The organism is Enterococcus sp. AZ071, from assembly GCF_050499065.1.
GTDB classification, from domain to species: Bacteria; Bacillota; Bacilli; order Lactobacillales; family Enterococcaceae; genus Enterococcus_A; species Enterococcus_A ferrettii.
The window spans coordinates 509,096-521,515 of the sequence record NZ_JBIPAS010000001.1 but is presented as its reverse complement, the minus strand read 5'-3'; the positions used below and the strand labels follow the sequence as shown (position 1 = coordinate 521,515).

The 12,420-nt window shown below is 38.2% G+C and carries 13 protein-coding genes; all 13 read right to left on the bottom strand.

Annotation, left to right across the window (positions count from 1 at the left end):
• The 13 genes from IGI49_RS02530 to IGI49_RS02470 all read right to left on the bottom strand — a co-directional run bounded on the left by IGI49_RS02530 (position 1) and on the right by IGI49_RS02470 (position 12,380).
• The gene (locus IGI49_RS02530) at positions 1-996 is read right to left on the bottom strand and encodes a lysozyme family protein (protein ID WP_429963224.1); all 996 of its coding nucleotides are present in this window, start codon (positions 994-996) and stop codon (positions 1-3) included.
• Positions 993-3,011, bottom strand: a complete 2,019-nt coding sequence (locus IGI49_RS02525) for a CD3337/EF1877 family mobilome membrane protein (protein WP_429963223.1) — start codon at positions 3,009-3,011, stop codon at positions 993-995. Before IGI49_RS02525 ends, IGI49_RS02530 begins: the two co-directional genes overlap by 4 nt.
• Positions 3,012-5,459 carry an ATP-binding protein gene (locus IGI49_RS02520; RefSeq protein ID WP_429963222.1) on the bottom strand — a complete coding sequence of 816 codons (2,448 nt, stop codon included), beginning with the start codon at positions 5,457-5,459 and terminating at the stop codon, positions 3,012-3,014.
• The gene (locus IGI49_RS02515) at positions 5,443-5,835 is read right to left on the bottom strand and encodes a conjugal transfer protein (protein ID WP_429963221.1); all 393 of its coding nucleotides are present in this window, start codon (positions 5,833-5,835) and stop codon (positions 5,443-5,445) included. The genes IGI49_RS02520 and IGI49_RS02515 overlap by 17 nt, the downstream gene beginning before the upstream one ends.
• A 10-nt stretch (positions 5,836-5,845) precedes the next feature.
• Complete coding sequence (locus IGI49_RS02510; RefSeq protein WP_429963220.1) at positions 5,846-6,148, bottom strand: hypothetical protein; 303 nt, start codon at positions 6,146-6,148, stop codon at positions 5,846-5,848.
• A gap of 49 nt (positions 6,149-6,197) precedes the next feature.
• Complete coding sequence (locus tag IGI49_RS02505) at positions 6,198-6,713, bottom strand: antirestriction protein ArdA (RefSeq protein ID WP_429963219.1); 516 nt, start codon at positions 6,711-6,713, stop codon at positions 6,198-6,200.
• Between the two features lies 1 nt (position 6,714).
• On the bottom strand, positions 6,715-6,936 hold the full coding sequence (locus IGI49_RS02500; RefSeq protein ID WP_174127516.1) for a hypothetical protein: 222 nt from the start codon (positions 6,934-6,936) through the stop codon (positions 6,715-6,717).
• A gap of 63 nt (positions 6,937-6,999) precedes the next feature.
• Entirely contained in the window at positions 7,000-7,299 is a 300-nt protein-coding gene (locus IGI49_RS02495; protein ID WP_429963218.1) for a hypothetical protein, read from the bottom strand.
• Positions 7,286-7,606: a hypothetical protein gene (locus IGI49_RS02490; protein ID WP_429963217.1), complete on the bottom strand. Its 321-nt coding sequence runs from the start codon at positions 7,604-7,606 to the stop codon at positions 7,286-7,288. Before IGI49_RS02490 ends, IGI49_RS02495 begins: the two co-directional genes overlap by 14 nt.
• Positions 7,599-8,786, bottom strand: a complete 1,188-nt coding sequence (locus tag IGI49_RS02485; RefSeq protein WP_429963216.1) for a replication initiation factor domain-containing protein — start codon at positions 8,784-8,786, stop codon at positions 7,599-7,601. Before IGI49_RS02485 ends, IGI49_RS02490 begins: the two co-directional genes overlap by 8 nt.
• Before the next feature lie 287 nt (positions 8,787-9,073).
• A complete protein-coding gene (locus tag IGI49_RS02480; protein WP_429963215.1) occupies positions 9,074-10,954 on the bottom strand; it encodes an AAA family ATPase in 1,881 nt (626 codons plus the stop codon).
• Positions 10,951-11,421, bottom strand: coding sequence for an ABC-three component system middle component 2 (locus tag IGI49_RS02475; RefSeq protein WP_429963214.1), 471 nt, complete (start codon positions 11,419-11,421; stop codon positions 10,951-10,953). The genes IGI49_RS02480 and IGI49_RS02475 overlap by 4 nt, the downstream gene beginning before the upstream one ends.
• The gene (locus tag IGI49_RS02470; RefSeq protein WP_429963213.1) at positions 11,418-12,380 is read right to left on the bottom strand and encodes an ABC-three component system protein; all 963 of its coding nucleotides are present in this window, start codon (positions 12,378-12,380) and stop codon (positions 11,418-11,420) included. The genes IGI49_RS02475 and IGI49_RS02470 overlap by 4 nt, the downstream gene beginning before the upstream one ends.
• Positions 12,381-12,420 lie beyond the last annotated feature (40 nt).

Genomic DNA, 12,420 nt, shown 5'->3' with positions numbered 1-12,420 from the left:
TTATTGTACTCTTCCAGCACCAATTAAATGTGCTTGCCAATAAGCTTCCGTTAAGTCTGTATAACCAATGGGATCTCCGGCATGATACATGCGATTATTTCCGACATAGATACCAATATGTGTCACGTAGTCTGATGTAGCATAGGTGGAATGGAAAAAGACTAAGTCACCAGGTTTTGCTTCACTTAATGAGATGTGTTGCGTTACGCCGTACTGTGCTTGAGCCGTCCGTGGTAAGTTGATACCAACCTTGGCAAAACACCATTGTGTAAGTCCGCTACAGTCGAAAGACGTTTGAGGATTGCTGCCACCGAATACATACGGGTAACCTTGGTATTTTAATGCTTCATCCATGATCATTTGAACGGTTGCGTCATCGAACGTGGCGCTGATTAAATATTGTTCCACCAATTTCACATAAAATTGATTGCCATAGTTGTAGCGCCAACCACCATTAATCGGTATGGCAATCGGATTCGTGTACGTCACACGTTGTCCCCCTGATTTCTCATTTGAAAAACTTTCAGCCAATTCGTAACTGTAGTTTTTCCCTCGTGTAGCCACATACCCAATAAAGCCTCCACCATAGTTGTAGGACTGGATGGCCGTATTCAAATCACAGCCTTGTGCTTCGATGCTTCGGATTAATTCAGAGAAGTATTTACACCCTTGTCGTATCGACTCTTCCGTACTCAATGAGTTTGGTGGCAGTCCTAAACTTTCTGAGCTCTGCATGACATCTTCTGCTTTGCCCCCACTTTCGACTTGCATGATGGCAAGAATGGTTTTGACGTGATCAGGTATATCAAATTCCTTACAATACTTTTCGACCAACGATTGGTAGCGCAAAACTTCTGGCGATAGGTTCAAACCAATTTCTCCAATCGAAGAAGAGTTACTGTCTTCTTCCCCCATAACGATGACACCAAAAAGCAAAAAGAAAAAAAGGCAAAAAAATGCCAATAACGGGGCCGTGAACTTTAGGATGCTCTTCATCGGCGTTTCGTTCCTTTGCCACTTAATTTCTTGGTTTCTTTGACTTTGCTAGTCACAGTTGTCTTTTGTTTTGTCTTCAATACGCGTTGATGCGCACGTCCTCTTGGTACCGATTCGTTTTGTGGTCCTTTCTTAGTTACAGGCGATGGATCTTGACGTTTCACTGTCTTGGATTGATTCAAATCAGATGGTACTCGTTGGGGCTTTTTATTGTTATTGACTGCTTTATTGGACGAATCAACTAACACCTTGTTTGTTGGTGTCGCTTTTCGATTGGGTGCCGCAAGACTTCGTGTTTTTGCCATCCTCCGCTGCGATTGCTTTTGATTTTCTCGTTGTTTCTCATTTAGTGGCTGTGAGTTACTTCTTCTCTGTGTTTTGGGTGGAGTTAATTCTGGTCCTTTTCTATTTTTTGAATTTGTTTGTTTTTGCTGCTGGACATTTGACGTTGAGTCATTGTTATATCTTCGTATTGGGTAGCCTGTTTTCTGTTTCGTTTGTTCTGTCTGGTTTTGCGTATTGGTTCGTGTATTACTTCGTTGCTGGTTCGAACTATTCCGATTAGAACGATTTTCGGAATTCTCCTTGTTTTCAGGATTATTGGTTGGCTTGTTCTTCTTCTCATTTCTCATGGAACCCAAACCCTTAAGTGCCAATCCTCCGATAGCCAATTTCCGAAACACTCTTCTTGCGGTTTGTTTGGGTCGACGCATGACGCGACTACCGGTCCCTTGCGAATCCGCACTACTCAACGCCATCATGCCCATTAAGTCATTCAATTTGAAGTAGATACCGGCAAAGATGACAATTTGCATAAAAGCGACAATAAAGAACGGTTGGGAAGCCGTTAAGGAATAAACCATTGAGGATAACGAAAAAGCAACGGTTAAGACCAAGGTGATGCCAGCTCGCATCATGATGACATTGAATAGACGCATAATGGTCGTCTTCATCAAATGATTAAAGCTTGGGATCATAGATAATAAGAAGCTGATGGGTAGAAAAAGCGCAAAAATGATAAACAACAGCTGCGAGAAAATCATGATCCCCGTTAAGATGAAGACAAACACCGATATCAAGAGATTGAAGAGAAAGATAAAGACTGTGACTCCCAAACGATTTACTGTTTTGGTAATGGTCATATTGTCGTTTTCCAACTCATTGATCTCGGTTTTTATAATCTCGGTACGGTCTTTCCCTTTGTTTTGAAAAGGACTGGTTGCCTCTAATTCCGCCACACGATCCGCACCCACTGTTTCAAGATTGGAATCCCCATATTGTAGAATCATCCAAGGCTGTTTCACTTGAATATCAAACAAAGAATCACGAATCGCATCCACACTACTTTTGCCAGATGCGTTAGTACTTGGTGTGGTCATTCTTGACCCAACATCTAAGGCCGCATTACTGATATCGGCACTGAATTCATTGATTCGGGCAATGTAACTGCTGGAGTAGGCAATAAAAGAAGCCGACAAAACGAAAATGGTTATGAAACTGACCATTGCTCCCACTGCTCGTGTCGTTTCTCGCTTGATTAAGCCAGTATAAGTTACATAAATCCCCATAATAAGGATTAACAACAGGATCAATCCAGGATAGAAACCAGTTGCCATAAAGCCATTTTCATTGATTCCTGCTAAGGTTTGAATGTTTCGACCAATTGCTTCGGTTGTATCGCTGATAAAATCTAACGAATAGGCTTCCCCAACCAAGTATCCTGTGGCATTTGATAAGTAGATACTGATCAACCAAACAAAATTGGTCAACGAATAGAGTCCAAACATGACAGACTTTCCAATCCCATCTCCCCAATTCCACGGCAACCAGTCCCAACTAGAATCTACAAAGTAATCCAATTGGTAATTGTCGATTGGATAGCGAGAGTAGTTGTTTGCCGTATCAATCGTGTCATCAATCAATCCAGTGGCATGAGCTGAAATAGAAAGAACAGCCAAAAGAAAGAAGACACCGATGATTCCAATCAGTATCTTCACGATTTTTTTCTTCTTCACTTACTCACCCCCAGTGATGGGCGGTCTTGTATCAAAGGCGTCAAACAGGTGTTCAAAAATATAGTCAAATTGAATCACGTCTGTATGTCCCCAAATGTCTTGGAATAGTGCTTGTCCGTTTTCGAGGTTACGCAAGCGATTCTGGTTACCTTCATCTTCTTTATCCAAGCTGAAAAACTCCAAGGTGTTCTTGATCTCATTGATATCCGTTGAACGAAAAGCAAACTTCATGCCGATATTGTTCTTCATCTTTTCGTCCAGTAAGTCATTGGCATTTTGAGTGACAAAATAAACGCCGGCGTTCATTGCTCGACCTTCACGAACCAACTTCATGGACAAAGTTTTTCCTTGTGCCACTTGTAGGAAACTCCAGGCTTCATCCAAATCGACAATTTTAAAGATCGAAGTGTCGGAATGGATAAAGTCTAATGCAAAGGTGCTGATGACCATCAACATTGAGACACTTAACATTTCCATCGTCGTGTATTCTTCCATCGTTGTATTGGCATCCGGCAACACCAAATCCGCTACTTGAATGACGTTTAATAGCTTGTCCAAGCTAATGGTATTCTCCACATTGCCATCACTGAACAGGAGCTGGGCAAAATCATAATCGACAAAAGATTCAATATGATCCGCAATGCCATTGGCAATCAGCGAATTCTCATTTCTTAATTCATTAATCACACAAAGCAACCCACGCTGATCTGATTGCGCCACCGTCCGAATCGCTTTACGAAGAGTGGGGAATCGCTCACCATCTCGTGAAGAAATACCAGTTAAAAAGGTCAAGGTATCAATCGCTAAACTTTCGGAGTCTTTAACGTTTTCTAGAATGACAAAGGGATCGAGTAAACCACGGTTTTTCTCCTCACTAGTCAGGTTGATGATGTTGACTTCATCGGCAATATGCACCAAGTCATCTTTCCAATTGCCACGTTCGGATTTTGGATCAAGAATAACCGCTTTACCCCCAAACAATACTGCGTAGTAAACGAGTAAATTGTTGGAGAAGGATTTCCCACCACCAAGACTGCCTAAAAAAGCCGCAGCTAATGCATTCGTCGTTGTCCCTTTGATCCCTTGTGCGGCCAAGTCGGGTTTGATAAAGACATTCCGTCCAGTATCCACATTGAATCCGACATAAATGCCTTCTCGTTCTCCTAAACTTTGGGTCGCACCAAAACCTAAAGAAGAAATGAAATCACTGGTGACATATTGGATATAGTCATTCATAAAACGTTTGGCAGACGGAATGAATTCTCCGTGTAGTCCAAGCATATCGCCAAAAGGCCGCACCAACTTCACGTTGAAATCATCGTAGAAATCTCGCACTTCATTACAACGCTTCTTGAGTTCATCTAATGTTGGGGCAGAAACACGAATCACATAGCTTAGTTTGTACATCGATTCTTTGGTTTGGTCTAAGGTGTTTTCTAGTTCATTAACCGAATCCAAGGCTTCCACCACATTATTGGCTGTTTCATTGTCACTTTCCCAGGCATGGTTATCCAAATCTTTTAGTTCTTTCTTCTTATTACGAACCGTAGACAAGGCTTTACGATTTGGCACCACTTCAATATTCATGGAGGTGTCGATGGGAAAAGAAAATTGTTGTTGCTGGTAGTAAAACAGTTCGCTATGGGGAAAATCTAACTCACCAACAATTGAATTAATCGTAAAGTAAGACACATAGAGTTCAGTATCTTCATTGGTTAATTTTAAGTACCGTTGTTTTTGTTCAATCAGGCAGCGAGTGGGTTTGATTAGGTCATACCGCTTGATTCGTCTTTGTCCATCGGTTTCTTCACTAGGTAGATGATAGCTGTATTCCTCATAGGCCAAGCCATCATTGCCATGTAAGTGTTCGAGAATATAGCCGAAGTCATCTTTGTCTAATGGGCGAAACTGAAACCGGCGTAACAATTTGTTTTCCAGTAGTTGTTCAATTTTTTGGAAACGTGCGACTTCATTTGCGGGCATCTGGACAAAATCACCCATCAATTGATGATTGACTCCATGAACAAAATCTTGGATACCTAACACAAACTCATTCCAGATATTTTTCAAATTGACTTCTTGATCCGTTAAAATCAGCTTGAAGCCAATAAAAAAGCGATAATCGACTTGATGTTCCCCAATCAAATCAATCAGCGCTTCGGTCTGTCCATCAATATGTTGAAGAGCCGCCTCTTTTAGTTTCCCTTTTACCACCGCCTTTGAACGTTCTTGCACTTCTTTGATACTCGACTCCGCACTTAGCTGTAGCGCGTGGATTTTTCCTTCTCGATACTGCGCAACCAATTGGCGAAAGTTGTCGTTTACTTTGTATTTCTCATCAGGACTTAGAAAAGAATAGTTAAAAGGAACCAGCTCATAGTAAGCAAAGCATTCCCCGTCTTCATTAAAAACCAAGTTATTTTCTAAGTATTTAATTGGAAAGCTCAATCGCTTCACTCCTTACATAGGTAATACTTTCTTGAATCGTTACTGTTTGCTTGTTGACCTTTTTCTCTGCATAGGTAACTTTTGGTGCGGAATAGTAACGGAAAATGGATCGAATAAAGCCCACTGGTTTCTTGCCGTCAAAAGATTTTTGTGACATGAACCAAGCCACAAATCCAGGAATTCCGAGGTATTTCAATAGCGCACCGTCAATCCACAGTAAAGGTGGTAGCTTTGCAAAGAAAATGACAAAGAAGAAAGTGAGAACAAACCAAGTCATTTGGTTAAAGGTGATCGGAAACGGCAGCTTCAAATCATTGATGGCATAAATGACTTTTTCGACATTCCAAATACTCGTATAGCTACGAATTTTTTTCATGATGTACCTCCTATTCTAGTGTGATAAGAATCTCTTGTCGGTTATCCGCCAACACACAACGATAGATAATAAAGGTGTCATAGCGCGCAATGTTCTTCTTGAACTCCGGATAGTTGACCGTATGAAACCAAACCCCGTATTCCTTTTCTTCAAACAGCTTTTCAGGTGTTAAGTACTCACAGTTCTCTTTGGCATCTGAAACAATGGTTTCAAAGAGCTTTTGCTTGATTTGTTCTTTTAACAATGGGAAAGAAAGTAAATTATCAATTTCTTCGGTCAGTCGTTCGTTGTTCATTATTTTGTACTGATACATGTTGTCCTCCTTGTAAAAAAGGCAGACCGATAATCGATCTGCCTAGTGTTTAATTATTGTATTCAAATATGCCATGAGAGGTAACGAGATAGTTGCCCTCAATTTCCATATCCCGACCAAGTGCTTGGTAGTCGAAATAGTAGCGCAAATTTTCAGGCAAGGCACTCAGCGCACCCGTTTCTTCGATGTATTGCTGCGCCACCTCACTCATGGAATCACAATCGGCATAGTGGATGATGTCGTCACTATGCTCAACCAATTCATCAATATCTGAAAACCAGCTACGTTGAATTTCTTTTAATTCCTCATAGAGAGGTGTGCCTTCAATCTCTTGGAGCTTTTCATAAAGATGGTTCAAGCGATCAATCGAAGCGTAGTCATTAATAGGAAACGGCAACTCGTAATCATGAATCGCATATTCTTCGTATTCCGCATTCAGGCCAATTTTTTCTTGAACTTCTTCTTCATCAATGGGAAAGGAGAACCAGGCGCCAACCAGTTCTCCTTCTTTGTATTTGCCAAGATTGGCAATGTAGACTTTCATTTCATCGGTACTAATTGCCATGTTAACCACCAATCACCGTGTTAAAGATGTTTAATAAGACATCCTTGACACCAGCCGTATTGAATACTAACCCTACAGCAATTGCAGCGACAATCAAAAAGCCAATCAGTTTTGAGAATTCACGTTTGAAGCCTAAATACACACCAATCACGGCAATCGCTAGTAATACCAATGACTGGGCATTGGTGGCAAACCAGTTAAATAAATTTTGACCAAAATTCATCTTGTTCCTTCTTTCATCAATTTTTTGTGTTTGTTTTCCTTTCCTAGAGTTTGATTTTTCTGCTCAGGTAAACCAATGACCTGTCTTGTTTTTGTTGTCTTTCAGATACAAAGCATAGGAATCAACCCGCCGAACAACCGTGAGGATATCCACGCGGTCACAATAGACTTTGATACTCGATTTTCCATTAGGAAAGATACGCATTTTGTAAAAGCTGTAAACAATCTTCTTGGTAGTTTCATCCTTTTCACCTTCAACATAGAGCGTAGTGAAATGACCAATGGTACGGTAATAAACATAGCTTTCAATCCCACATAAGAAACCGCATTTCTTTAATCGACGTGTTAAGTTACTTTCCCGCACGATTGTGCCACTTTCGAATCGGTATGTTTTCTGCTTGTGCGACCTCACTCAAATAGCCGCGATAAAACTTGAATCGCGGCTGATCTTTGAGCAGTGGTTTTCCATGGATATCTAGTAGACTACCAAAACCTGTTTGTGTTTGACGCCAGTTGAAATAATCGGTCGGTGTACCATAGGGAGTCATTTCTGACAGTTGTCGGTATTTGTAATCTTCTTCGATGCCGATCAATACGTCATCGTAAAGGTAGATATTGAATACATAAGGACTCTCCTTTTCTTCAAACCTTCTAAGAAGCAAGTCAATCACCTTCCTTTGCAATGAGTTCTTGGATCAAGGTGGTGTGCTGTTCAATTAGTTTTTCATGCTTTTTTGATAAGCTAGTCGCATTCAATAAGTCATTGATCTTGCTGGTCTCATTTTCACGATCGATCAGTAACAACATCTTCAAAGTGGGAGCAACTTGGCGTTGTAGCCAAAGCAAGGTTCGGCTAAGTTCGACAGGTTTTGGTTGTGTCGTCAATTTGATTTTCTCTCGATTCTTCCCAATGAAGACTTGCCAAGAAGCATCTATCGGCCAGTTGGATTTCTTTTTCGTTTTGTTCGGTTCTAGGAATGTGAGGTAGGACGTCATGATATTAAAAATGGTTCGCTCACAATCTCGATAAATGAGTAGGTCTTGCATTGCGTGATAGGCACGATCATTTTTCAAGCGAATCTCGTATCGATTTTTAATCACTGCTTCTTCGATTGGTACCCCACGTTTGATCATTTGTTCGATGTCTTTTTCGTAAAAGCAAAAGTAGATGTCACTTTTCAACGAACCGAGATACAACGTGTTCCCAACAAAGGAAGATTCTTCTTCACTCGTAAATTTTCCTGAACCCAACGCTTGAAAAGAACGGAACTTGGATGTCATTTCCCTCCGCTTACACTTTTTAGCTAAATTGGGAATCGATAAAAGCCCGACTCGATCATTAATTGCCAAATCAATTCGCTTATAGTGCACTTTTTCCTTTTCGCAACGCATAAAGAAATCAAACCAAGAGCGATTTTGCGCCAAAAGAAGGCTCTCGAATTCACGACAGCCTTGACCTTTTAATTCAATTAATGTTCCTTTGTCATCTTCTTCCGGAGAGATCATCACTTGGATATGACCAAAGACGTACTTGGCAATGTATCCATAGAAGGCGTAATCTTCATACAGCATATACTTCATTTTAATTTTTAGTACATTCTCGATGATATGTTTTTCATCATGGGTATCAAAGCGTAAGCGAACATAGTCAAAAACTAAAGACAACTCATTGTCAGGGTTTAATTGTTCCAACGCTTGGAGCAACACTTTTTTCGTTGTATCGGACGGTTCATATTGTCCGTTTTCAATCATACTGATATAACGTCTTGATTTTTGACTAGCCACCGCTAAACGTTGTTGGGATACTTCATATAGTTCTCGTTTCTCACGTAGAATATTTCCAAAGTTCAATGTTTCCCTCCAAATAAAAAAGATGAGAAATAAATGATTCTATTTCCCATCTGTAAAAAGTAGCTGAAAGTCTTGGTAACCCTAACTTTCAAGCGATTATTCAATTGTTTGTATTGTCTTTACTACCCCCCTAGTTAGATACTGGGGGTTTTTACTTTGCGGCGCGCAAGCGCGCCACAAAGGCAAGCTTCCAGCTCGCCGCTTAGCACTGGGGTGCAGCGGCGGCTGTTGCTTGCTTAGGGGGATGTTATTACGTAAATATTATGAATTTAAATAAATATAGAGAGTTAGACATCGTCAATTAGTCCATTTTGCCCATTAGACGAAAACTCTAAAATAATGTCTTCTTGTGGTAAGAAGTCTGGATAACCATTATTGATAACAATCAATTGAATTTGCTCTGCAAACTCCTTATCTAATTGTATAAAGTATCTAATAATAGAGTTGTAAATTTCCTCATCCTGAAATTCTTCACTAGACGATGAAATTCCTAAATTCTTTCTTGGAGTATCTATCATCAATAGATTCAGATGATTACCTTGGTAATTCGTGTTTTCAACTAGTATTGAAAGGTAATAAGCCATAGTTATTAAAGTGACGGCTCCTAAACTGCCTAATTCATTGTACTTTCGCCCTCTAACATAAGGTAAATAATTCTTTGTATTAATGTAGGCACCTTCCAATTTAGGAAATTTGAAAATTTGTAAAATTTCTTCAAATTTACTAGATAAACTTTTCATGACGACAGATTTATCATTTAGAACAGATTGTTCTTCAACTTGCTCTCTCAAGCTGCTTACTTCTCTTTCTTTAGCTACTAGAAGTACAGCCAAACGATTTAGTTCCTTAATAAATCTTAGACTATCGTCAAGTTCATCCATTTCTTTGTATAGTTTCCCTAGTTCCATATTACTTAGACTTATTTCTGATACGAAAGGGTTCACATATTTCTCAGTTAATTCATTTAATAATCTTTCATCTTGAAGGATGCTACTTGCTAATGAATGACTCCTTTTATATATCTGTGTTCTTCTTTCCATTTCTAACAGTATGTGTTTGTCAAGTTCATTTCTTTTACGAACGATACTCCTTCGCTCATTTTTCAAAATCAGAGTATTTTCAACTAAATCATCCATACTATTTCCACAAAGGCTACAGCTGTCTAATCCAACATGATCTTCTATAGGCTTTAAACAGTTAGGACATAAAATAAACTCAAACTTATTAATCTCTTTTATGCCCATAATCGCAGCATCAATTTTTTCTATGTCATTCTCATATTGGTTAAAAAGCATGCGTAGTTTTTGAATATATTGATCTTGATCTTGTAATTCTGTTGTAAGCCTTTTCTGTGTTTGCTTTTTCTCCATCGTAGATTTGCTGAGAGCATAGACTTCACTTTTAGACGATTGTTCTCCTATCTTCTCTTTAGTCTCTAACAAAAAACTATCTAACTCTGAAATCCGTTCTCTAATTTCTGCTTGTCGTAGTCTAACAGATTCAAAGTTTTCAATCCCAGAGCTTTTTAGAAAATCCTCAATGCCAAAATACTTTAATCTTTCTTCTTTTAATTCCTCTCTTTTCTTTTTTAGAGTAGCTTTCAACTCCCCTAGCAAAGTATCGTAGAAATTAAAAATTATTTCAAAGGTTGCCTTTTCTTTATTAAATTTTGCCCAATTACTTTCAGAAAGCATGTCTTCACTATCAATTTTCGTCTGCTTTAAATAAGAAAATTTGAATAAATCTCGAAAACTGAAGGTTTGATTTGAGATTTTAACTCCGCTTAAACCTAATTTTGATAAAAGAAAATTTGAAAGTGAATTTTCGTTACTGGGGTTTTCAACATCAAATATCCCAAACTGCACAAATCTTTGGCTCTCATCATCGAAAATTTCCACTAAAACTGGCAAACTGAACTCGAACAGAGTTCTCTTGATTTTATAAAGAGTATCTTCTAAGATGATTTCTAGCTCAATATCAGAGCATTTATTTCCAACTTCAATGTATAACTTGTGTTTTTCAGCACCAAAAGCGTAATCAATAAGCTCTAGGATTGTAGTCTTACCAGTAGATGTTGGTCCAGAAATAAAGTTCAGGCCAGGTTTAAAATCAAATTCATAATTTTTTTCTGCACCAATCAATCTAAAAGTCTTTAAAAATAACTTCATATCAAAGAACTCCTTTTCTTTAAGAGTGTTTTATCTATATCTGATACAATCGCTTTTTCGCTGAGTTTACAAATGTTTTTTATAACATACTTACTTAACTCAGTAACAGTTTCGATGTAGGTAGTGTTTAATTCAGACACGAAAACCCTACCTGCATCAGTAATATAATAACACTTACTAGCATCAGAATAAGTAATCAAACCTCTACCTAATAAATCTGCGAGAACAGCAGAATATAGTTTGTAATTAGGCTTCCAATGAAAATACGAGTACTTTGTATCAAAGTCAAATTTAGGATTATCTTGACTCGTTAATTCTGGGTATTTTAGATAAAAATCATAGAGTACCAATCTGTTTTCAGAAGTATTTTTTTTGTGTTCCAAACCTAAAGAATCCAAAAATATTGATAACCGAATAATTGTCAAGTAGTATTCTTGGAAAGTGATGCCTTTAATGATTTCTTTCATTCCGCATTCCCCATGTATTCAGTAAGTTTTGTCAGATAATCTTCAATCCATCCGATTTTTTTGTCATTGGCTAAATGATGAAGTATACCTTTTTTTGATAAAAGAGTATATTCACTAGTTGAAGCTAAGGTTGTAGACTCTAAATCTTCCACTCTAAGGTACATTTTGTTTAATAAGTTATTACCATCTGATGGATGCTTATGTTCACGATATTGTGTTTGCCAGAGTGAAAATATTTTTGATTTTAGATTATTGTATACTCTTAATCCCGCAACTTCATCTTTACTAATACTTTCTTGCCTTGATATTTCGGCATTAAAAAATTCTATTTTGCGATCGTTAATCTCAGTAATATTAGCACTTTCAAGCATTTTAACAAATATAAAATCATTGTATTCTTCATCCAAATTTTCAATATCATCTATTCCGTAAAGAATCTCTTCCATAATTTTTTGTCTCTGTGTGATTAGCTCTGAGAGAATCAAATCTAATTGAGTTCTTATATCATCATCGAAGATTTCAGTATATAGCTCATGCTTTTTCAGGTTATTAATTAGATAGCTACCATCACAAAGTTCTATTTTTATGCCCGTTTCATTTTCTCTATCGTTTTTCCATTTCGACCACCAAAGTAGCTCTTTTTCAGTTAAAATGGTTGGAAGACATAAATACCATTCAGAAACATCATATTTCTCTGTAACGGTCTTAAAAGATTCTCTTATTTGTTGCTTTTGGGAATCACCAATTTTTTTCAGGAAAAACTTACACTGGTAAACTTTTTCAGTTTTCGGAAGATCTCCAACAAGTACATCTAATCCGCCATCTCCCTGTGATGGTTTTACAGTTTTGCTTTTTGGGCCATATAGACATTGGAATAGACTAACACATATTTTCTCAAAAATGTCTCGTGCACCCGCTTCGCCATATTTACCAACAAGATATTCAAAGTCACGTTCCATTATCACACCACTTTTCTAACTCATTCGTCATTAGATTTAC

Coding starts and splice junctions, on each gene's coding strand:
- IGI49_RS02530 (WP_429963224.1), bottom strand. CDS start 996: ATGAAGAGCATCCTAAAGTTCACGGCCCCGTTATTGGCATTTTTTTGC.
- IGI49_RS02515 (WP_429963221.1), bottom strand. CDS start 5,835: ATGAAAAAAATTCGTAGCTATACGAGTATTTGGAATGTCGAAAAAGTC.
- IGI49_RS02510 (WP_429963220.1), bottom strand. CDS start 6,148: ATGTATCAGTACAAAATAATGAACAACGAACGACTGACCGAAGAAATT.
- IGI49_RS02505 (WP_429963219.1), bottom strand. CDS start 6,713: ATGGCAATTAGTACCGATGAAATGAAAGTCTACATTGCCAATCTTGGC.
- IGI49_RS02500 (WP_174127516.1), bottom strand. CDS start 6,936: ATGAATTTTGGTCAAAATTTATTTAACTGGTTTGCCACCAATGCCCAG.
- IGI49_RS02480 (WP_429963215.1), bottom strand. CDS start 10,954: ATGAAGTTATTTTTAAAGACTTTTAGATTGATTGGTGCAGAAAAAAAT.
- IGI49_RS02475 (WP_429963214.1), bottom strand. CDS start 11,421: ATGAAAGAAATCATTAAAGGCATCACTTTCCAAGAATACTACTTGACA.
- IGI49_RS02470 (WP_429963213.1), bottom strand. CDS start 12,380: ATGGAACGTGACTTTGAATATCTTGTTGGTAAATATGGCGAAGCGGGT.